Genomic DNA, 21,315 nt, shown 5'->3' with positions numbered 1-21,315 from the left:
TTCAACCACCTATTCAATTGCTTTTGCTTGGGTGAAGAACAATGGTGAAGAGCAAATTTCTATATCATCTATATACAAAGTTAAATCAAATCTACCGAGGTGATCAATTTGAAGTGAACCTAAAGCGATATTAGCATTCATAGAAAAAACGGTGTCAGGGTTATCATCAATATTATTAAAACTGTTGAATTGCGCAGGAATAATTTCATTCATTACAACCCTATTTATTGTTTTGCTTTTTAAAACTAAGCTCAAGGAATGGCTCTTTTTGGGATCAATTCCAGAAACATTAAATAGTAATGCTAAATTATGAAGAGCAGGGGTGCTTAATAAAGAAAAACTATTTGTTGGATTGTTGATGAAATAGCCATTTCCTTGAGGGTCTTGTGTGACATTTTGAGCCAAAATCATATTACCGTACATTCTAAAAACTCCTTTTTAAAATTTTACTTACATTATACTTATTAAATGAAACGGAAAACAAGAGGAACTAATGTTTGTATAAGACGGTTTGACAATTTTATGTTATAACAAAAGCTCCTTACTCAATTAGAGTAGGGAGCTTTTTTCATTGCTTCAAATTCAATCATAATCTTCGTCTTACCAATCACCGAATACTTCTTCACAACAAACTGCTTCCGATCGTTAAACTCACCAGCGACAACGATCTCCATTCCCTCATCCACATCTGCCAAGAAGTTCAAACTATGTGCAGCAATCAAACAGTTTACATCATCCAAAGAGAACCGCACCAAAGGGGTCTTGCTCATCTTCAACACACGTATCTTCGAAACATAGCCTTTCATCGTTTTCATAACAACCGCCTCCATAAGCTTGTACATAATAGCGACAATCTGTTTTGCCTAACGTGACATCAACATAAAACTCGACACATTTTGCTCCGAATAAAGCTTCCTGTGACTCAGAAATACTGTCCGGAAAATCATTTATAAACTCAGAAAAAGATAGGTAGCCTTGCTCATATTGACTGATTATGTTCATATCAGTTGCCGCCGGGTTTATACTTTGTGTTAGGGTCGTATTTTCGGAGAATCTTGTCTTGCGTTCTAACGTGATCGAACAGATAATTTTCGCCGTCTATTTTAAATACAAAAGCCAACTCTTCCGAATAATGACTATAGCTGATGGGTACAGTGAAATATGGTTTCCCGAAATTTTCCATCGTCCGAACAAACTGATCATATAGCAGGTGCGCTGGACCCATCCTCTCAATAAACTCGTAGTAGTAGCGTTCTAGCGCATATGTCCGTTGGTGCGCAAGTGGTATTTGCATATCAATCACTCCTTGCAAGAATTATACGAACAAACGTTCGTTTTGTAAAGCGAACAGAAAATAAAAAAAAGCTCTCTACCAAATAAGGTAGGAGCAATTTTGTGAGTTTGTTTAATTCAAACAACCGTATTTTAAGTTCTGCCATTCATGAATTATTTAGTCAAATCGAATGTGACATCAAAATCTTTATAATTATCCTCGTCGTAATTTTCGGTGTCGTAGCTAGCCGACCATTTCAATCGAATATTAGAAACGTTGCTAACATCTTCTATTTTAGGTACTGAAAATGTCACAATTCCTTCTTTTGTTACACCGCTTAAGATTTCTCCACCAATACTATCACTTAAGAACATCTCAGCTTCGATTTGCTGACCTTCCACAACCATTGTTGCTTGGTCTGGATAAGTATCAAAATCCATGTCCGAATTGTTGGTAATTTCGAAATATACTTGAACAGCGTATTTATTTTCTAGACCTTGCATTTCAATCTCATCATCGGATAGTTCTACAATCACTACTTTATTGATGTTCGTAGTCAGGCCATTCCAATCTTCTGAAAAATTCGCTGAATATTCGGCACGGTCCACGGTGGCACTATTGCTTTCTACGGTGCTACTTTCAGTAGTATTTTCAGCAGAAGATTCAACAATTGATTCGGTTTGAGCAGTGGCAGAACCTTGAGTAACTGTTTTCTCATCTTCGGGACTTGAGCAAGCCGATAAGAATAATAAATTGATACCAATAAAAACACCCAAATAAACTTTTTTCATGTTCGTTATAAACTCCTCTACTTTTTCCTTTATTGTATCAGAAAAACACATCGAGATGATATAAGTATATTAACTATCTTTCATTGAAATGCTAGTCGTTTTATTAGTGATCAGTATTTTGGTTTTATTGTTTGTCCCAAATCTTGCCAGTCAAAGAGGAATCATTGATGAGAAAGGAAATGCGGCCATCGTGAAAGTAGTGGAAACACAGATCGAACTCTTCCGTCTGAATGAAAATCGGGAGCCTTCGAGAGAAGAATTGATTGCTGAAGGGTATGTATCTGAGGAACAATATGCGATTTATGAGCAGGGGAACTGAAGACTGTCAATGGCGCTCTTTTGCTGGGTTTACCTTAATAGAAAGCCTTTTGGTCCTTCTTGTCAGTAGTATGTTTTTCTTTTTCCCTGTTGTGGCCATTGAATACTATCAGCAATCTGCCGAAGTCTTAGGCTTTTGTGCTCGCTTAGAAAAAGGGCTCTACACTTTACAGCAAACGGCCATCATCGACAACACACAAACCCGGGCCGTCTATCAAGCAGAGCCAACGCCAACTGTTTCATTTTATGGCGCTGCAACTGAGCCGGTAACGAAGATTGAAGTTCCTTCACAGCTAGAGGTGCAGGCGTTTCCCGACATCCTGTTCAGTAGTCAATCTGGCAACAACAGCAGTCTGCGAAAGATCGTTTTTTATTGGCAGGAGAAAAAGCAAACCATCAGCTATAAGTTTTTATTTGGGAGTGGCCGTTATGAAAAAATCGTTGAATAGCGGGTATATCTTGGCCGAAAGCCTGATGGGGTTTGGGGTGTTAGCAACGTGTATCTTATTGTTTTTAGTGATGCAGGCTGCTGTACTTGCTCAAAGTGCGGCATTGCAGGAAAAAGCCCAGATGATGAGGGTGCTGTATGAAGAAGTCCAGAACCATTCCTTTGATTCTTCAGCCATCACCTACACAACGCAGCGTCAGGCGGTCTATCAAGTTCGCTTTTGGCAAGCAGCGCAGCATCAACAGGCACGCATCCAAAGTGGCGAACAGCTCTGGGAGATTTTGTATGAAGAGTAAAGGCTTTACTTTGTGGGAGTGCCTGTTGTCTTTATGGGTATTGGCGATCTGCTTATTGATGATCAGTGGGATCGTCAAGCACCTGGCACCGGTCAATCAGCAGATCATGGCTCGCAAAGATCAAGAGTGGCATGTGTTTTTGCTTCAGCTGGAACGGGAATTAAGTACCTGTACCTATCTATCAGTCAGCGAGACGACGCTATATTTGCGAAGCAGTCAAAACAATTCGGTAACGATCGATCGCATCAATCGCGTGCTGCGGAAACGGGACAACAATGGCTATCAACCACTATTGACAGAAGTAGCGGATGTGTCTTTTGAGAAAATTGGCGCAGCGATCCGCTTTACCGTTTCTTTTGAGAATGGAGAGCAAAAAATTGGGCAATGGAAAATTCACACACAAGAGGCGGCATAAGGGCGGTATTTTATTGACAGCACTATTGTTTGTACAGCTGATGAGTTTGATGCTATTACTGGTGTTAGAAAATAGTCGTACAACGGCACTTTTTTATACAAAAACCATTGAAACTTATGAAGCTCGCATCATGAGTGAACTGTTCCATGCGGAATTCTTGCAAAACGAAATGGCTGATCAAGGGTCACGTCTTTATAATGTGGGAAAGTTGACCTATGAACGGCAAGGACAGGTCTTACAGATCGAGTGCCATGTCAAAAGCCGCCGCTTTACATTTACCTTTTTGTTACCCGAAGAACAGCCTGAAATAGACACAGAAGACTAAGAGGAATAGTACAGGGAAAGGATGGTTGTTTCGACCATCCTTTTTCATACAGAAATAGAAAAAGAATGTTTACAGCTTCACAAATTATTCTAAACGAAAGCGATTGATTATTTTGGATGAATCGGCTAAAATTAAACAGGTATATATGTTGTTATAGTTTTGAAAAGAGGTGCAAGATGTCCGCAGAAAAAATGGAAACGTCTTTTCATTTGACCGTTGAAGCGATCCAATTGCTTCAAAACGCATTGGAAACGTCTTTTTTTGATGCTTACGTAGAGACGATCGAAAATTTTGTTGATCAATACCAAGTTCGTGTGATCGATGGGGTACCTGATGAAGCAACTGCTACTCGTTTAGAAACCATCTATCAAGAAATTCGAGCAATGGAACTATCGGCAGAAGAAAAACGCAAGCTTGCGCAGTTGGTTTTGTTGAAAGGCAGCCAAACGGAGCGCCTGCAGGCCAATCACCAACTGACACCAGATAGTCTTGGGTTTTTATTCGTCTATTTGATCGAGCAGTTGAGTAGTGCCGACCAACCAGTGAAACTTCTGGATTTATCGGTAGGCATGGGGAATCTCTTATTGACAGTCTTGCTGAATCTACAATTAGCCAAGCGGCCAGTAGAAGGAACCGGTGTGGATATTGACGAAACCTTGTTGGCGATCGCAGCTGCAACGGGGGAATGGACCAAAGCGCCTTTGCATTTGTTCCATCAAGATGGCTTACAAGAGCTATTGATCGAACCAATGGATCTGGCAATCAGCGATCTACCGGTGGGCTATTACCCACAAGATGAAAAAGCCCAAAGTTTCATTACAGCGGCTCCTGAAGGACACAGTTACGCCCATCATTTGCTGATGGAACAAGCGATGAACTATGTCAAAGCAGGTGGGTACGGTTTGTTCTTAGTACCAAGCAACTTCTTGGAAACAGAACAGAGTGAATTTTTGAAAAAATGGCTGAAAGAAAAGGTTTATTTGCAAGGAATGATTCAGCTTCCTGAAGAACTCTTTAAAAATGAACATTCACGTAAAAGTATTTTGCTTTTACAAAACCATGGAGGGACAAGCAAACAAGCAGACGAAGTCTTGCTGGTCAAGCTAGCCTCACTGAAAGAACCAAAGAACATCACAAAACTTTTTGAACAATTTGCGGCTTGGAAAGCAGCAAATCTGTAATATAATTCGGATAAGGAGATCATCATGTCAAAAACAATCGCAATCAATGCTGGAAGTTCAAGTTTAAAATGGCAATTATATCAAATGCCAGAGGAAACAGTTGTCGCTAAAGGAATCGTTGAACGAATCGGTTTGAAAGATTCTATCTTTACCATCAAATATGGGGAAGATCAAAAATTCGAACAAATCATCGACATCAACGATCACGAAGTAGCGGTAAAAATGTTATTGGATCAACTGATCGAATTAAACATTTTAGGTGCCTATGATGAAATCACTGGTGTCGGCCATCGTGTCGTTCACGGCGGAGAAGATTTCCCTGATTCTGTTGTGATTACAGACGAAGTGATGGAACGCATCCAAGCATTGGCTGAATTTGCGCCATTACACAATCCAGCAAACTTGATGGGGATCACTGCTTTCAAAAAAATCTTGCCAGAAATCATTAGTGTCGCTGTTTTTGATACTTCTTTCCATGCAACGATGCCAAAACACAATTACCTATACAGCTTGCCATTAGAGTACTATAACGAGTTTAAAGTACGTAAATACGGCTTCCACGGTACAAGCCACCGTTATGTTTCTGAGCGTGCAGCAGAAATGTTAGGCAAACCAATCGAAGAATTAAAAATCATCACTTGCCATCTAGGGAACGGTGCGTCGATCACTGCGGTTGACGGCGGAAAATCAGTGGATACCTCAATGGGCTTCACGCCATTAGCTGGTGTAACGATGGGCACACGTTCAGGTGACATCGATCCTGCTGTTTTACCATATTTAATGGAAAAATTAGATTTGAACATCGATGAAATGGTGGATGTTTTGAATAAAAAATCTGGTTTATTAGGCTTAACTGGTATTTCAAGTGACATGCGCGATCTAGAAGCAAACTACGACAAAGAAGAAGTCAAAGTTGCTTATGATGTCTTTACTGACCGGATCCGTAAATATATCGGTGGCTATGTCACAACCATGAATGGCGTTGACGCGATCGTCTTTACTGCTGGTATCGGTGAAAATGATGCCCACGTCCGTAGCGAAGTCATCAAAGGCATGACTTGGTTTGGTTGCGAATTAGATGCCGATCAAAATGCAAAACGCGGCGAAGAATTAGTGATCTCAACTGAAGAGTCAAAAGTCAAAGTGCTTTTGATCCCAACAGATGAAGAATTAATGATCGCTCGCGATGTGGAACGTTTACGCGGCTAAGCCAAAGCAATCCTTAAATAGAAGAGGAAGCACATGCAAGAGAAAATACTTGCATGTGCTTTTTTGTATGAAAATCAAAAAAAATGGTGTCAGAGGTAAAAATTGGTGAAGACCAGTTTCTAATTTTTTAAACAGAATATTTAATAATTATACATATGAAAAGTGGTTCATACTGGACTTATTTAGAAGGCTTCTCATTTTACTTTCATTTGAATTTAAATTTCCCTCCTTTTTTGTAGGATGTTCTCAGGGAAATTCCCTTGTAAAAGTTGCCAAATGGGAATAAACTGGCATTTGTGAATTTTCAGAAAAATTCTGCTATTTTATTTTCACTAATTTTTATAAGGGGCCATTCATATGGAAAAAGAAAAAACATTTTTAGGTCAGCCGCGTGGGCTGTCGACGTTATTCTTCACGGAAATGTGGGAACGATTCAGTTATTATGGTATGCGGGCGATTTTGGTGTACTTCATGTACGATGCAGTTGCCAACGGCGGCTTAGGGTTGCCAAAAGGAACGGCTGTGGCGATCATGTCGATTTACGGTTCCTTAGTGTATATGTCAAGCATTGTTGGCGGCTGGATCTCGGACCGTCTTTTAGGATCAAATAAATCCGTTTTTTATGGTGGGATCTTGATCATGTTAGGACACATCGTCTTGGCAACACCTTTAGGGATTCCAGCGTTGTTTGTGTCCATGATGCTGATCGTCATCGGAACCGGACTATTGAAATCCAACGTATCGGGTATGGTGGGGCATTTGTACAGCAAAGACGATATCCGTAGGGATGCTGGTTTCTCGATTTTCTATATGGGGATCAATATCGGCGGCTTGTTAGCACCGATCATCGTTGGGATCTTAGGACAAGAAGTTAACTACCACTTAGGCTTTTCCGTTGCTGCTATCGGGATGTTTATCGGTTTGGTGCAGTATTATGTGCAAGGAAAAACCACGTTGAAAAGTGTAGCGATCGCGCCAACGAATCCTTTATCGGCAGCCGAAAAGAAAACCTTCTTCCGAGCAGTCGTTCTGGTTCTTCTCGCATTGGCAGTGTTGTTTGGCGCAGCAGCTGCAACGGGGCATCTGACGGTTGATTTCTTCATCAACTTTATCAGTGTTCTAGGTATTTTCTTACCAATCTACTACTTTACCAAAATGTTGCGTTCGAAAGATGTCACACCAGATGAAAAGAAAAAAGTATTGGCCTACATTCCGCTGTTTTTGTCAGCGATCGTCTTTTGGTCCTTAGAAGAACAAGGCTCATCGATCTTGGCATTGTTTGCCGCTGACCGTACGCAATCAACGTTATTCGGCATCAATATTCCAGCAAGTTTGTATCAAACCTTAAATCCACTTTTTGTTGTCTTACTGACACCTGTCTTTGTTTGGTTGTGGACCAAACTAGGTTCTCGTCAACCGCGGACAGAAGTGAAGTTTGCCATCGGTTTAGTCTTAGCCGGTTTGTCTTTTCTCTTATTGATGCTGCCAAGCCTTTTGTTTGGAGTAGAAGAACGGGTCAGCCCATTATGGTTAGTATTGAGCTTCTTCATTATGATTGCTGGGGAAATGTGTCTTTCACCGGTGGGCTTGTCGGTGACGACCAAACTTGCGCCGAAAGCCTTCGAAGCACAAACCTTGGCGATTTGGCTGCTAGCAGACGCGTCTTCACAAGCCATCAATGCGCAAATCGCTCGGTTCTACACACCGCAAACAGAAGGGATGTACTATGGCATCGTCGGCGGAGTAGCCGTTGTTGTCGGCATCATCTTGTATTTAGCTAGAAAACCGATCCGCAACTTGATCGGCAACATTCATTGATCAAAAAATAAAAACTTGATTTTCCTACCGTATGCATTGGTTGTTCAATCAATGCATAGGCGGAAAATCAAGTTTTTTGTTGTGAATCAATGTCTTAGTCAATCAAGGGACTCAGAGATTGGCGCGTGATCTGCTGCTGTTCAATAACTAAGGCTTCTTGGAAGTGCTGCTGTAAAAAGTAGCGGTCATGGCTGACTGCCAGCAGGGTCCCTTGATATTCTTGCAACATTTCTTCAATTTCTTCTCGGGCATAGCTGTCGAGGTGATTGGTTGGTTCATCCAAAATCAGGACGTTGATTTTTTCTAAAAAGAGTTTCAGTAACGCCAAACGGATTTTTTCACCACCAGATAAATCTTTGATTCGTTTGGCCACATCACTTTGATAAAAACCGCTTTTAGCTAACTGTCGGCGAGCCGTTTCTTCGTTTCCTGTCAACGTCTGTACGTAGGCCAACAAACGGCTCTCGGGGGCGGCAAACTGCAGTTGCTGGGGCAAATAGCCGATTTGTAAGCTGCTGCCGCGCTTGATGGTGCCGCCACTGGGAATTTCCTCACCGAGGAGTAACTTGAGTAAGGTTGATTTTCCGGTACCATTGTCGCCGATGATCGCTAGATGCTCCCCACGGTAGACCGCAAAACTGCTGTCTTTGAATAGGAGCTGATCGGCATATTGCTGGTGCAAGTCGCGAACGATGAACACCTCTTTGCCCGATTTTCCGCCATTTGCCAAGCCTTGCAGCCGATTTTTCGGGGGCGCTGGCGGTTTGACCAGTGTAAGTTTCGCTAGGCGGCGTTCCAATTCTTTGGCTTTTTTGAAGAAGGATTCATTGTCTCCTTCATGGCCCCACTGACGAAACCGACGAATCATGACTTTCAGTCGCTGGACTTCTTTTTGCTGCAGTTCGTAATTTTTGGTCAGCTCCGCCAAGCGAGCTTCTTTCAAGACACGAAATCGGCTATAGTTCCCAGGATACTCAATCAAGGCGCCTTCTTCCAGTTCCCAGGTCTTGGTGGTGACTTGATCAAGAAAGTGCCGATCGTGAGAAACGACTAGGATCGCTTTTTTCGTATTCTGTAAATAATTTTCCAACCAGCGGATACTTGAAAGATCCAAGTGATTGGTTGGTTCATCCAGTAACAGCAAGTCAGCATCGGCAACTAGCACTTTGGCTAAAGCGACTTTGACCCGTTCGCCACCGCTAAGCTCTGTTAGCCGTGCGTCCTGTCGCTGGGGAATTCCTAAGCCTTGTAAGATCGCGGAAATTCGGTCTTCTAATCCATAACCGCCCAACTCTTCAAAGCGCTGCTGCAACTCGCCATAACGGATCAGACACTTCTCTAAATCAGTATTGGGTTCTGCCATCAAGGCTTCGTAATGACTCATTTGTTGTTTGAGTTCTTGAATGTTAGCAGCAGAATGGAGCAGGTAGTGGATAACGGTTGCTTCAGAAACGGTCAGCTCTTGCTCGACCGTCCCGATCCTTAAGCCTTTTTGGCGGCTGATAACGCCGCTATCGACGCCTTCAGCGCCAGTCAATATTTGTAAAAAGGTTGATTTGCCCGTTCCGTTGATGCCGACTAGGGCAATTTTTTCCCCAGCTTCGATTTGGCAGGATAACTCCTCAAATAACGGATTCCCGCCGATGGTTTTTTTAATAGCAATTGCTTGTATGATCATGATCTCTCTCCTTGAGACCACTCAAAAAGGCCATGGATACCCATGGCCAGTGTTATTTAAACTCAGATTCTTTCGAGAAAAATACCTTGAGATGGCCATTGATTTTACGTAAATTTCACTGTTTTGGACAGACTCGTACCGTCAACAGCAACTGTAAAACCAATTGCATGGCTAAATGCGATATGGTATCGTTGGTAATTTTCATTACTTGTTATTTTAGTCATGCGCATCATGGTCGTTTTCCCTCCTTTGTATCTTTGTCTTTTCAGTGTACCTGAAAGTATCAGAAAGTTCAACCAGGACTGGCGGTTTCTTAGCGTTCCTCGATGCGTAATTCTGTCAGAGAGCTTTCTTTCATCTGACCGATGACCAATGGAACGGTCTCATGAACCACATCACTATATTCTAAGCCGAACCAGCGTTCCGGCGAAATCGTATGGCGTTTGATAAAAAGCTTCGTCTGCATGACTTGCTTCTGCCATTTGCTTAATGCCGTTGCATTCGACAGCTCTTCTTCGATCATCACGAATTGGAAATCACCCACATTGCGTCCAGGCGTTAAGGAGTAGCGTTGCGGCTGCAGCGGCAAGCGACCATCTTTCATCAATTCTTGAATGATTTGGCGAATGTAGAGATTGACTTCTTGCGGCACCCGAAAGCCGAGATAAAGCTTTAGTTTAACGATAAAATCGGTATCTGCCATCGAAACTTCATATTTTTTCGTATAGGGTTCATCGGTGACTTCTACATTGACGAACCAATACACTTTGGCACGCTTCGGCCGTTTGTCTAAAATGGAATAGATGAACTGCTGACCGATCTGATCGTCTTGCAGTTTAGGAACCATGAAGACGACATTCGTCTGAGATAATGGCAAAGAATCATCTTCCCGCAACTGTTTCAATTGAGGGATGTAGGTAGAAAGTGCAACTTCTTCGGCAGCATTTTCTTGAATACGATTGCCCCATTCCCAAATCAGCATCACGCCGATGATTAGGCAGGCTAGTAAGATGGCAACGTAACCGCCGTGGAAAAATTTGGTCGCACTGGAGATAAAGAAAATGCCCTCGATCACTGCAAAAAAGAGCGTGATGAACGGTGCCAAGAAACGAGTCTTCTTGTTTTGGTGCAAGTAGAAATAGAGCAAAACAGTGGTCATCAACATCGTTACCGTAATGGCCAATCCATAAGCGGCTTCCATATGCGTAGAAGTCCTGAAGAATAAGACCACGCCGGAACAGGCGATCCACAACAAGGTGTTCAAGGCAGGAATATACATTTGCCCGATAGACGCCCCCGGATAGATGATTTGCATCCGCGGCAATAGTTTCAACTTGATGGCTTCAGAAACCAAGGTAAAGGAGCCAGACAGCAGGGCTTGCGAAGCAATGATGGCAGCGAGGGTGGCAAAGCTGACACCAAAGACTGTCCATCCTTGTGGCAACGCTTGGAAAAATGGATTCAAGTTTTCGATTTCTTGATAAGTCGGGTTTTGATAGACTTGCAGCAACCACGCCGCTTGACCAAAGTAATTCAGCATCAAGCAGATTTTGATATAGGGCCAGCTGGCATAAATGTTTTTCTTACCCACGTGACCTAAGTCCGAGTAGAGGGCTTCTGCACCAGTCGTTGCCAAAAAGATATTGCCGAGAATAAAGAGCCCGGAACTGTTATCGGGACTAAAGAGCAGATTGATTGCATACCGGGGATCAAGGGCGCGAATCACCGAAAGGTCACCGGCAAAGTTCATCACCCCGACGATGCCTAAGAAGGTAAACCAGCCTAGCATGATCGGTCCGAAGGCTTTGCCGACAAACTCAGTCCCAAAGCGCTGCAGGGCAAAGAGGACCAATAAGATTGCTAAGGTGATGCCGACGATGATCGATTGGTCATTGCCGAAGCGATCAAAAAAGACTGGAATCCCTCGTAATCCTTCGATGGCAGTGGTCACCGTCACGGCCGGCGTCAACACGCCATCTGCTAGCAGGGCTGCACCCCCGATGATTGCTGGAATAATCAAATAGCGGCTGTTTTTACGAACTAAGGTATAAAGGGAAAAAATCCCGCCTTCTCCATGGTTATCCGCGTTTAATGCGATCAAGACGTACTTGATCGTCGTTAACAAGGTCAGCGTCCAAAAGACGAGCGAGACGCTGCCTAAGATAAAATCAGGTGTTAAGGTGCGTAGTCCGCCATTGTCCTCCACCAAGGCTTTCATTACGTAAAGTGGGCTCGTACCAATATCACCGTAGACCACCCCCATGGCGACTAAAAGTCCGCCGGCGGTCACTTTTTTCATTTTGCTTGAACTCATTGACTGTTTTCCCTCCATTTTAAACTGCAAAAAGACCTAAGCGGCCCCTTGCCACTTAGGTCTTGCAAGAAACATCTTAAACCAGCGGATTCCCGCTTGCTGTTGATCTAAGATCATGGAACGATCCATGTGCTACTCCCCTAAAGTGCTCTTATTATCTTTGTTTTTGCAGCTCCTGTCAATCTATTTGCTAAAAATGGCAATAAACATTTTTCATTTCCTGCTTTTCAGCGTAAGATAACAATAGGTATGGAATAAGGAGGCAGGAAAATGATTGAGATCAAGAATCTGACGAAACAATATGGACCAAAAAAAGCGTTGTCTGATCTTTCCCTGACGATCCGTCAAGGGGAGATCTTTGGCTTTCTGGGACACAACGGGGCAGGGAAGTCGACTACGATCAAAAGCTTAGTGAGTATTTTGCAGCCAACGAGTGGAGAAATCTATTTTGATGGTCAATCCCTCGTGGAACATCGGGAAGCGATAAAAAAACAAATTGCTTATGTGCCGGACACACCAGATTTATTTTTACAGCTAACAGCAGGGGAGTATTGGGACTTGATTGCCGCAGCGTATGAGGTGCCAGCAGCGGAAAAGGCTGAGCGTTTGCAAAAATTAGGGCGCTTGTTTGATATGCTGTCTCATGAAGAAGAGACCATCGCCAGCTTTTCCCATGGAATGCGGCAAAAAACACTGCTGATTGGGGCATTGATCCCCGATCCAGACATTTGGATCTTGGATGAACCATTACAAGGCTTAGATCCCCAAGCGGCGTATGATTTAAAAGAAATGATGAAACAGCACGCTGCCAAGGGCAAGACCGTGATTTTTTCCACCCATGTCTTGGACACCGCCCAGCAGTTGTGTGATCAATTGGCGATTTTGAAAAAAGGCGAGCTACTGTACAATGGCTCAGTGGCAGATTTGCTGGCACAGCATCCGTCGCTTTCTTTGGAAACGATCTATCTGCAAATGACTGGGAGAAGTCAAGAAGAAGCGATTCTTGCAGAAGCGGAGGAAGCGTAGATGCGAAAACAACAATTTCTGACGCTGACCTCCGTTAATTTGCGGTATGCCAATCCCCAACTAACAGACAAAGCCCGCAAAAAAGGCAAGGCTGGTTCGACCTTGACCAGTTATTTGTTGTTTCAATATGCGCTTTCTGGGGTAGTGTTTTTGCTAGTCTATGGGTTGACGATGATCACATTGGATTTTAGTCAGATGCCAGGCTTTTTTACCGCTTATGTCGCTTTGTTCGGGATCTTAGGCTTTTCCCAAGGGATTTCGTCTATTTACAATGTCTTTTTCGAGAGTCAAGACCTGCCAGCGTATTTGCCGCTGCCCTTTCGACAGAGTGAAATTTTTCTGGCAAAAATCGTGGTGGTATTTCTCACCGTTGCGCCGTTTATTTTTCCTCTGTTGGTCTTATTTCTCCTGACAGGGATTCGGGCAAACGTCTTTTTCTTGCTGACGATCTTATGGGCGTTTTTGCTGTTCGGCTTGTTTTTAGTCTTGATCTTCAGCATTTGCAGCTTGATCGTCTTCAGCCTGACGCGGACTAAGTTTTTCTTGAAGCATAAAAAATTGGTCACTAGTTTGTTGCTAGGCGTGACGATGCTGGTTGTTGTGATCGGGGTCTTAATGATGAATCAGGTGAATACCTACGAGGCAGACGTGGTAGACCGAGGAGCGATCAGCTTTTTATTGCCCTTTTATTATGTGATGGTGGCGCCGTTTCAAACAACTGGTTTGCTTAGCTTGCTAGGGATCATCGCCACAGCAGGCGTGTTGCTTTTTGCCCTCTATCGGTTGATCTTGCCGAAGTTTTATGAGCAAGTGGCAGCCGCGGCGCCCAACCAAGGAAGTGTTCGCCGGAAGCATAAACCCAATCAAGGCTTGGGCCAGCAGTTGTTTAATTACAATTCGCAGTTGATCCGTGATCCGAATTTGATTATGCAAGTCTTCTCTTCTTCGTTGCTGATGCCCATCATTTTCTTAGTGTCCTTTGTGTTTACAGGAGCGATTCAGTTAAGTGAATTGGATGAGCGATTTATCGGTGTCGTTTTTGTGGCGGGGATCGCCTTGGCAGCATTGATGGTCAACCCGACTTCTTTTATCAGTAATTTGATCTCACTGGATCAGGAGAATTTCTTGTTTGTCCGCTCCTTGCCGCTATCGATGAAGCGCTACTTGCGGGAAAAATTCCGTTTTGGCGTCGTTTTGCAACTGAGCTTAACGGCAGTCATCGTGCTGGCAGCAGTCCTTCTGTTCAAAATGCCGCTGATTTTGGCTGTCTCTTTTCTAGTTGGGGCACTTTGGAGCAGTTTTCTTTTGTGCTTGAAATATTTTGCTCGTGATTATCGGCTGCTGCTTTTGGATTGGACCAACATCAGTCAATTGTTTACGAGAGGGGCGGGGAGTCTTGGGTTAGCCATTGGAACGATCGCAACGCTATTTCTTTCCGTCATTGTTATCATCCTTTATGGCTTTGCTGCAACTTCGGTTGATTTTTGGTTATTGAATGGTCCGATTTTCTTCGTGATCCTCTTGACCAGCGGCCTCTGGATAGCCCATTATCAATACAGATTTTGGCGTCGTTTTTCCTAAGGGAAACGACGCTTTGCTTTTTTATTAAACGACGGGTAAATTGACTATTTATTCAGAAAATTCAGAAAAACTATTTACAATCAAAAGGAAACATGGTTAGATAGGAGTACCTATTACTTTGCTTTCATTTTTTGCTGTACAAGTTTGGATAACCGACTTGTCAAAGAGCTGTGACCAAAGGCAAAAAGTCCAATGAGACCTAAGTGCTCGTTGCCTCTTTTGCTTTTGTCACGGTTTTTTTTTGCACAAAAAAACCTGCCGTTCGTCGGCAGGTCGTCTCACTATCAAGCTTTGGTGTGGTCTTTTTCTGGTAATTTGTTTTCTAGATCTGTCCGTACAACTAACACATCACAGCCAGCATGGCGAATGACATACTCAGACACAGAACCGATAAAGATTCGTTCAACCGCATTTAACCCAGTGGCACCGATCATAATCAAATCGATGTCGTGATCTTCGGGCAATTGTTTGGCAATGATCGGTTTTGGCGAGCCATATTCGATCACTGTTTTGACAGCAGTTACTTGGTGTTTGCGGGCATAATCCTCATAGTCTTTCAAGGTTTGTTTGGCCATTTCGGTTGCTTGCTCAGCAAGCATGCCGTCAAAAGAAGAAACGGTTTGAAAGGCACGAGTGTCTATCACATGTGCTAAAACCAATTCAGAATCATTCCGCTGTGCCACGTTCACGGCTTTTTTGAAGGCTAATTCTGACTCGCTAGACCCATCGACGGCTACCATGATTCGTTGATATTGTTGTAACATAAGAAACACTCCCATCTGTTATCTTCTACTTTTATTGTAATGCTTTTTTCTGGAAAAAGAAAACCTAATCTTTCTTTTTTTTCATTTTTTGTGCCAGCAAGATGCTGAAAGATGCGGAAGAGAGCAGCAATAAAGCCAAATAAAACAAGGCAATCAGCTCCTTATCGACAAAGCCCACAACCAATGCCACCACGCCTAAAAGGAAATGAATGAGACTATAGGTTTTTAAGAAGACCTTATTCGCCTCGGTGGTAGGGATCAAAGTGAAAAAAATCGCTTGTTTGGCATAAAGCAAATAACTGGTGCCGAATAATACCAGTGCCACGATCGTAAATAATAGAAGAATCATAAACATACGCCATCCTGTCCTAAGTTGATAAGTTTAGTATAGCGAACCCTAGAAAGAATAGCAAAAGCCACCCTTACTCTGATGTCAGGCAAGGACGTTTCACTGTTGCTATCGGTTAGAAAACGCAAAAAAGCCATCTGTTAAAAACAGATGGCACATTCTAAAAAGAATGGGTAATATCCGTTGATGCCGTTCTTTTTCCCATAGTATTGATCCCGCAAATTCTAGCAGGTGGGTTCCACGGTCTAAGCTTCGAACTACCAAAGGAAAAGGCATGTTACCAGCATTGACACAAGACGGATCCCAAGATATCAATAAAAATGTTCGGTCAACACACAAAAGGGACAACTCGTACATCACAGAATTCCCACCCTTATAGTAGCATAGGAATGACGAAGGTGCAATAAAGTTGTTTGAAAACGATACCAAAAAGTCGCTATTTTTTTTAAGTACCTAGTTTTTTTTCTTTCGCTGCTGCAATTGTTGGTACCGTTGACCTAAGGCTTGCTCATATTTACCAGTGGCTTTTGGTTGGTAATAATGAGTATTTTTCAGCTTATCAGGTAAGTATTGCTGATCGACCCAGGCATCATCAAAATTATGTGGGTATTGATAGCCAACACCCCGATTCAAGCTTTGGGCACCCTTGTAATGACTGTCTCGTAAATGATCCGGGACATCGCCAGCTTTACCGCTGCGAATATCTGCGATCGCTGCATCCAATGCCATGTAGGCAGAGTTGGATTTTGGTGACAGACATAGATCGACCACTGTATCGGCTAACGGAATCCGAGCTTCTGGCAAGCCCAAACGTTCAGCGGCTAACACAGCATTGACGGTTCGAGCAGCGGCTGCTGGGTTAGCTAAACCAATGTCTTCATAGCCGATGACCATCAAGCGCCGACAAATGATCGCCAGATCGCCTGCCTCTACTAAACGACCTAAGTAATGCAGCGCACCATCCACATCGCTGCCGCGAATCGATTTTTGAAAAGCAGAGATCACATCATAGTGCGCATCCCCATCTTTATCGTGGGTCAATGCTTTACGCTGGACGCACTCTTCGATGATCGCTAAGGTCAAATGAATAATGCCGTCTGGTCCTTTTGGGGTGGAACGAGCAGCGAGCTCTAAGCCGTTTAGCGCACTTCGTAAATCACCGTTGGTCGCTCGCGAGAGATGCAAGCGGGCATCATCGGTCAATACGATGGTTTCTGATCCAAGTCCGCGAATTTCATCTGCTAAGGCTTGATCAATGGCGGTCAAAATGTCTTCTTCTTGGAGCGGTTTGACTTCAAAAATCTGTGTCCGACTGCGAATCGCTGGATTGATCGTAATGTAGGGATTTTCCGTCGTGGCACCGATCATAATGATCTTGCCGCTTTCTAAATGGGGCAGTAAAAAGTCTTGTTTTGTCTTGTCCAGTCGATGGACTTCATCAAGCAATAAAATGACAGTACCGCTCATTTTGGCTTCCTCTGCCACGATCTGCAGGTCTTTTTTTGTATCTGTGGCGGCGTTCAGCATGCGAAACGCATAGCGTGTCGAGCCGGCGATCGCACTGGCAATGCTGGTTTTTCCGGTTCCCGGCGGTCCGTATAGGATCATCGAAGAAAGCATTTTGGCTTCGACCATTCGGCGAATGATTTTCCCCGGGCCAACCAAATGCTGCTGTCCGACGACTTCATCTAAGTTCCGTGGCCGCATTCGATAAGCAAGTGGCTGCTGCATAAAACGATCCTCTCCTTTTCCTGTAAGTATAACATAAGAACGTATATTCTCATAAACAAGCTGATTTGCGTCTTTACAGAAACAAAAGGGCGCTTATTTTCCACTCAGTCAGCAAAAATCAGGTTCGTTGAAAAGAAATCGTTGAGATCGTCGTAACTCTGTAGTCAAAGATAGTAAGTTCGTCGAGAATTGTGTAGAATAAAGAGGGTGATGAGAATGGATGAATTAATGGCACTTTTTGCGACACAGCCGACAACGACCATCGCACGTGCCTTATTAGGAATGTATTTGGAACATGAGACCCCAGAAGGAACAGTAGGTGGGTATATCGTGGATTGTGAAGCGTATCTAGGTCCCGATGATTTGGCGGCTCATAGTGTGGGCATGCGAAACACACCAAGGGTTCGGGCGATGTATCAGGAACCAGGTACGATTTATTTATATACGATGCATACGCATCGAATCGTCAACTTTATTACGCAGCCAAAAGGCATCCCGCAAGGAATCATGATTCGCGGGCTAGAACCGGTGGATGGGATCGCTTTGATGGAGCAACAACGACAAAAAACAGGACCGGATGTAGCCAACGGCCCCGGGAAACTGGTACAGGCACTGCAGATCCCCGCTGAGCTTTATGGAGAATCGATTTTTACAAGCCCACTGCATTTGGTTCCTGAGCGCCGACGTACCCCAAAAGAAATTTTGGCATTGCCTCGGATCGGTATCCCAAATAAAGGGGAATGGACCCAGATGCCGCTTCGTTTTGCGGTGGCTGGCAATCCGTATTTGACAAATATACGAAAAACCGCTGTTCAGCAAGACCATGGATGGTGTTAAGAAAGAAGGAATAGTGATGGCGAAAGAAACGATATTGACTTACTTAGATCAGCGATTAACGAAAAAAATCACCGACTATGATGTGGCGATCGATTGGGATGCCAAAAATCATACGATCGAATTGGTGCTGCGCTTGTTTGCTGAAAATCCTCACCACGTGCAGATCGACGATGCACAAGGTGTGGCATCAGAAGAAGCGATCATTGAATTTGAAGATGGGATTTTGCTGTATGATCCACAAAAATCAACGTTTGATGAAGAAGATTATTTAGCGACGATCCCTTATGCAGGGAAAAAAGGGATCCAAAAAGCCTTGTTAGACGGATTGGTTGATTACATTCAAGAAATTTTAGAAGAAGGCCAAAGCGATCTGCTTGATTTCTTGAACGATGACAGTGAAGAAGCGATCTTTGAATTGCGATTCAACGAAGAAGAATTTGTGGAGAAAATGACGAACTATCAAGCGGGAGCTGGGGAAACCATGATCCCGTACCCTAGTTACTAAGGAGAACGAACATGAAATGGAATGAAGTAACCGTAGCGACAGCTAGCGAAGCAGTGGAAGCAGTCGCCAATATTTTAATGGAACACGGAGCAAGTGGGGTAGCGATCGAGGACGTTTTAGATATCGAAAATTTTAAAAGCGATGCGTATGGCGAAATTTTGGATAAAGAAACCTATACGACCTTAGAAGAAGGCGCCCAAGTCAGTGCCTATTTCCCAGAGACGATCTTTTTACCAGAAGTGCTGCCGACGATCAAAGCAGCCATCGACCGTCTGCCAGAATATGGTTTGGCGATCGGCAAAAACACCATCACAACGAGCGAGGTCGTGGAAGAAGCATGGGCAACGGCCTGGAAAAAATATTACCATCCAGTCCGTATCTCCCGCTATCTGACGATCGTGCCGAGCTGGGAAAACTATCAACCGCTGCAAGAAGAGGAAAAGATCATCACCCTTGATCCGGGGATGGCTTTTGGAACCGGCACGCATCCTACGACACGCTTGACATTACAAGCCCTAGAAGTCTACTTGCGAGGCGGTGAAACCGTCTTAGATGTCGGGACGGGTTCAGGCGTGTTGAGTATCGCCAGTAAATATTTAGGTGCCAAAGACGTGTTCGCTTATGATCTAGATGAAGTCGCTGTGAGGTCCGCCCAAGAAAATATGGCGATGAACCCTATTGCTCACGATGTGACCGTGCAGGCCAATGATCTCTTGCAAGGAGTGACGGTCCCTGCTGATCTTATCGTTGCCAATATTTTAGCGGACATCATTCTATTGATGATCCCTGATGCGTGGCGTCTATTGAAGCAAGAAGGGACCTTGATCGTTTCTGGGATCATTGAGACGAAAAAACAATTAGTGATCGATGCCATGATCGCACAAGGCTTTGAGATCGATCAATTGTTCAATCAAAAAGACTGGTATGCGATCGCCTTTAAAAAAACAGAGGTAGAGTAAGATGCAGCGATATTTTTTACAGGAGCCTTATGAAGCAAAAGCGGTGTTTGCCGTTTCGGGAGAACCCTTCCACCATATGATCCGAGTGATGCGCATGACTCCCGGGGCAAAAGTCGGTTTAGTGTTTGAGGATCATTTGGCGATCATTGCCAAGATCAAAGAAGCCGATGAAGAAACGGTGTACTTAGAGGAAGTCGAAAAAGAACAGCAGGACAAGGAATTGCCGCTGCAGGTCACGATCGCTAGCGGCTACCCGAAAGGCGACAAGCTGGACTTGATCGTTCAAAAAGGAACGGAGCTGGGGGCGGCAGCCTTTATCGGTTTTCCTGCGCAAACTTCGGTCGTGAAATGGGATCAAAAGAAATTACAGAAAAAGCAGCAGCGGCTGCAAAAAATCGCCCAAGAAGCGGCGGAGCAATCCCAACGGCAGATCGCACCAGCCATCACGCTGCTGGATAACGCCAAAGCATTTTGGCAAAGCCTCAGTCAGTATGATGCGGTCCTAGTGGCTTATGAAGAATCAGCCAAACAAGGAGAAGCAGCGATGCTGCTGCAAGTGATCACCGCATTGCCTGTTGGCAGCAAAGTTTTAGCGATCTTTGGTCCAGAAGGCGGTCTGACCCCCTCCGAAATCGAAGAAGCCCAGCAAAACAACGCCAAATTATGCGGGTTAGGCCCTCGAATTTTACGAACAGAAACAGCACCATTTTATTTTTTAAGTGCTGTCAGTGTGCTAACGGAATTAAAGAGGATGTGAGTTGATGAATAAGAACCAAGAAGCAATCAGTGTCCGTTTGTTGACGGCCGATCTGACCGACTGGGTCTTGAAGGATTTTATCAATCAATATAAGACGACCTTAAAGGAAGTCGTCGTTTTGCCTAGTGCCATTCGACGGGCGAAAATCTTGGCACAAGGCTCTTCCCTACAAATCGGCGCAGTGATCGATTACCCCCTTGCCCAAGGAACATTGGCAAAGGTGGCGTTTGAAATCGGTCGGGCGTTTATGGAAGGCGCCGATTTTTTGGAAGTCTGGCTGCCAGCTTCTTCCTTCATGGAAAATGATCGTGGCTTTGCGGAGTTGACTGAAACGATCCGCTCCTTGACCTTGACAGGAGGAGAGATCCGCTTAGCTGTGCAAACCGAGATCATGAATGAATTGACGAAGATCCAAGTAGCACAACGCTTGAAAGAAGAAGCTTGGTCAAAGATCGTGTTAGGGCAAAAACAACCGCTAGCAGAAGCATTGCATGACGTGAGCTTGTTTTCCTTAGATGGTGGTAGTCAACTGTCGATCCAGATCAATCCTGACACAGTAGATGAACAAGCGCTGCAATCACTACAGGCTGCTGGCGCTGAGAAAATCGGGCTCTCGTATCATGTTTTTGAAGAATTGCTTAAGGACCAGCCGTCGCCCGATGTGCTTTGAACAACAGCGATTGAAAAATAGCTGAAAAATTTGTATAATAATACTACTAAAATAAGAACTGCAGGTTAGA

The 21,315-nt window shown here is 43.9% G+C and carries 26 protein-coding genes and 1 other RNA gene; 15 read left to right on the top strand and 12 right to left on the bottom strand.

From position 1 onward, the window contains the following. Positions 1–9 precede the first annotated feature (9 nt). The 5 genes from ENLAB_RS07025 to ENLAB_RS07010 form a co-directional block, all read right to left on the bottom strand. Entirely contained in the window at positions 10–423 is a 414-nt protein-coding gene (locus tag ENLAB_RS07025) for a hypothetical protein (protein ID WP_118215254.1), read from the bottom strand. A 122-nt stretch (positions 424–545) separates the two neighbouring features. Beyond that, positions 546–815 (bottom strand): hypothetical protein, encoded by a 270-nt coding sequence (locus ENLAB_RS07020; protein WP_244353213.1) that lies wholly within the window; start codon positions 813–815, stop codon positions 546–548. Then, positions 733–1,002, bottom strand: coding sequence for a hypothetical protein (locus tag ENLAB_RS16950; protein WP_439711692.1), 270 nt, complete (start codon positions 1,000–1,002; stop codon positions 733–735). Before ENLAB_RS16950 ends, ENLAB_RS07020 begins: the two co-directional genes overlap by 83 nt. 1 nt (position 1,003) lies before the next feature. Then, a complete protein-coding gene (locus tag ENLAB_RS07015) occupies positions 1,004–1,294 on the bottom strand; it encodes a DUF5960 family protein (protein WP_142434609.1) in 291 nt (96 codons plus the stop codon). 152 nt (positions 1,295–1,446) lie between these two features. Further along, a complete protein-coding gene (locus ENLAB_RS07010) occupies positions 1,447–2,064 on the bottom strand; it encodes a DUF4352 domain-containing protein (RefSeq protein ID WP_213357303.1) in 618 nt (205 codons plus the stop codon). An 88-nt stretch (positions 2,065–2,152) separates the two neighbouring features. Between ENLAB_RS07010 and comGC the strand changes: the two genes are divergently transcribed. From comGC to ENLAB_RS06970, 8 genes are all read left to right on the top strand, one after another. Further along, positions 2,153–2,383 (top strand): competence type IV pilus major pilin ComGC, encoded by a 231-nt coding sequence (gene comGC, locus ENLAB_RS07005; RefSeq protein ID WP_244353212.1) that lies wholly within the window; start codon positions 2,153–2,155, stop codon positions 2,381–2,383. Further along, entirely contained in the window at positions 2,358–2,831 is a 474-nt protein-coding gene (gene comGD, locus ENLAB_RS07000) for a competence type IV pilus minor pilin ComGD (RefSeq protein ID WP_244353211.1), read from the top strand. The genes comGC and comGD overlap by 26 nt, the downstream gene beginning before the upstream one ends. Next, positions 2,812–3,126, top strand: coding sequence for a hypothetical protein (locus ENLAB_RS06995; protein ID WP_077452347.1), 315 nt, complete (start codon positions 2,812–2,814; stop codon positions 3,124–3,126). Before comGD ends, ENLAB_RS06995 begins: the two co-directional genes overlap by 20 nt. Next, the gene (comGF, locus tag ENLAB_RS06990) at positions 3,116–3,541 is read left to right on the top strand and encodes a competence type IV pilus minor pilin ComGF (RefSeq protein WP_077452346.1); all 426 of its coding nucleotides are present in this window, start codon (positions 3,116–3,118) and stop codon (positions 3,539–3,541) included. Before ENLAB_RS06995 ends, comGF begins: the two co-directional genes overlap by 11 nt. Before the next feature lie 13 nt (positions 3,542–3,554). Then, positions 3,555–3,866 (top strand): competence type IV pilus minor pilin ComGG, encoded by a 312-nt coding sequence (gene comGG / locus ENLAB_RS06985; RefSeq protein WP_244353210.1) that lies wholly within the window; start codon positions 3,555–3,557, stop codon positions 3,864–3,866. Positions 3,867–4,042: 176 nt separating this feature from the next. Then, positions 4,043–5,047, top strand: coding sequence for a class I SAM-dependent methyltransferase (locus tag ENLAB_RS06980; protein WP_081117827.1), 1,005 nt, complete (start codon positions 4,043–4,045; stop codon positions 5,045–5,047). 24 nt (positions 5,048–5,071) lie between these two features. Then, positions 5,072–6,256 carry an acetate/propionate family kinase gene (locus ENLAB_RS06975; protein ID WP_005233419.1) on the top strand — a complete coding sequence of 395 codons (1,185 nt, stop codon included), beginning with the start codon at positions 5,072–5,074 and terminating at the stop codon, positions 6,254–6,256. A gap of 357 nt (positions 6,257–6,613) precedes the next feature. Next, on the top strand, positions 6,614–8,074 hold the full coding sequence (locus tag ENLAB_RS06970; RefSeq protein WP_081117826.1) for a peptide MFS transporter: 1,461 nt from the start codon (positions 6,614–6,616) through the stop codon (positions 8,072–8,074). A gap of 94 nt (positions 8,075–8,168) precedes the next feature. On the opposite strand, the gene abc-f is transcribed toward ENLAB_RS06970, so the two are convergent. From abc-f to ENLAB_RS06960, 3 genes are all read right to left on the bottom strand, one after another. Next, the gene (gene abc-f / locus ENLAB_RS06965) at positions 8,169–9,752 is read right to left on the bottom strand and encodes a ribosomal protection-like ABC-F family protein (protein WP_244353209.1); all 1,584 of its coding nucleotides are present in this window, start codon (positions 9,750–9,752) and stop codon (positions 8,169–8,171) included. A gap of 104 nt (positions 9,753–9,856) precedes the next feature. Beyond that, positions 9,857–9,985: a hypothetical protein gene (locus ENLAB_RS16870; protein ID WP_005233423.1), complete on the bottom strand. Its 129-nt coding sequence runs from the start codon at positions 9,983–9,985 to the stop codon at positions 9,857–9,859. Positions 9,986–10,065: 80 nt separating this feature from the next. Further along, positions 10,066–12,066: a KUP/HAK/KT family potassium transporter gene (locus ENLAB_RS06960; RefSeq protein WP_081117824.1), complete on the bottom strand. Its 2,001-nt coding sequence runs from the start codon at positions 12,064–12,066 to the stop codon at positions 10,066–10,068. Positions 12,067–12,336: 270 nt separating this feature from the next. On the opposite strand from ENLAB_RS06960, the gene ENLAB_RS06955 reads away from it, so the two are divergent. Next, on the top strand, positions 12,337–13,092 hold the full coding sequence (locus tag ENLAB_RS06955) for an ABC transporter ATP-binding protein (protein ID WP_005227750.1): 756 nt from the start codon (positions 12,337–12,339) through the stop codon (positions 13,090–13,092). Next, a complete protein-coding gene (locus ENLAB_RS06950; RefSeq protein ID WP_244353208.1) occupies positions 13,093–14,673 on the top strand; it encodes an ABC transporter in 1,581 nt (526 codons plus the stop codon). A 284-nt stretch (positions 14,674–14,957) separates the two neighbouring features. Here ENLAB_RS06950 and ENLAB_RS06945 read toward each other — a convergent pair whose 3' ends face one another. From ENLAB_RS06945 to ENLAB_RS06930, 4 genes are all read right to left on the bottom strand, one after another. Continuing rightward, positions 14,958–15,437: a universal stress protein gene (locus ENLAB_RS06945; protein ID WP_077452339.1), complete on the bottom strand. Its 480-nt coding sequence runs from the start codon at positions 15,435–15,437 to the stop codon at positions 14,958–14,960. 64 nt (positions 15,438–15,501) lie between these two features. Continuing rightward, positions 15,502–15,792 (bottom strand): hypothetical protein, encoded by a 291-nt coding sequence (locus ENLAB_RS06940; RefSeq protein WP_010749034.1) that lies wholly within the window; start codon positions 15,790–15,792, stop codon positions 15,502–15,504. Between the two features lie 167 nt (positions 15,793–15,959). Further along, positions 15,960–16,154: non-coding RNA, 6S RNA (gene ssrS, locus ENLAB_RS06935), on the bottom strand. 85 nt (positions 16,155–16,239) lie between these two features. Then, on the bottom strand, positions 16,240–17,517 hold the full coding sequence (locus tag ENLAB_RS06930; RefSeq protein ID WP_244353206.1) for a replication-associated recombination protein A: 1,278 nt from the start codon (positions 17,515–17,517) through the stop codon (positions 16,240–16,242). 216 nt (positions 17,518–17,733) lie between these two features. Here ENLAB_RS06930 and ENLAB_RS06925 point away from each other — a divergent pair, with 216 nt between their 5' ends. The 5 genes from ENLAB_RS06925 to ENLAB_RS06905 are packed head-to-tail and all read left to right on the top strand — an operon-like array spanning position 17,734 to position 21,245. Next, positions 17,734–18,354 carry a DNA-3-methyladenine glycosylase gene (locus ENLAB_RS06925; protein ID WP_010749036.1) on the top strand — a complete coding sequence of 207 codons (621 nt, stop codon included), beginning with the start codon at positions 17,734–17,736 and terminating at the stop codon, positions 18,352–18,354. A 16-nt stretch (positions 18,355–18,370) separates the two neighbouring features. After that, positions 18,371–18,859, top strand: a complete 489-nt coding sequence (locus tag ENLAB_RS06920) for a DUF3013 family protein (RefSeq protein ID WP_005227763.1) — start codon at positions 18,371–18,373, stop codon at positions 18,857–18,859. An 11-nt stretch (positions 18,860–18,870) separates the two neighbouring features. Continuing rightward, a complete protein-coding gene (gene prmA / locus ENLAB_RS06915; protein ID WP_142965622.1) occupies positions 18,871–19,818 on the top strand; it encodes a 50S ribosomal protein L11 methyltransferase in 948 nt (315 codons plus the stop codon). A 1-nt stretch (position 19,819) separates the two neighbouring features. Further along, positions 19,820–20,575, top strand: a complete 756-nt coding sequence (locus ENLAB_RS06910) for a 16S rRNA (uracil(1498)-N(3))-methyltransferase (protein WP_015510470.1) — start codon at positions 19,820–19,822, stop codon at positions 20,573–20,575. A 4-nt stretch (positions 20,576–20,579) separates the two neighbouring features. Further along, positions 20,580–21,245, top strand: coding sequence for a beta/alpha barrel domain-containing protein (locus tag ENLAB_RS06905; protein ID WP_244353204.1), 666 nt, complete (start codon positions 20,580–20,582; stop codon positions 21,243–21,245). Positions 21,246–21,315 lie beyond the last annotated feature (70 nt).

The organism is Enterococcus innesii, assembly GCF_022846515.1.
Lineage (GTDB): Bacteria > Bacillota > Bacilli > Lactobacillales > Enterococcaceae > Enterococcus_D > Enterococcus_D innesii.
Note: the sequence above shows the minus strand (reverse complement) of the source record. Positions and strands in the feature narration are given on the sequence as shown.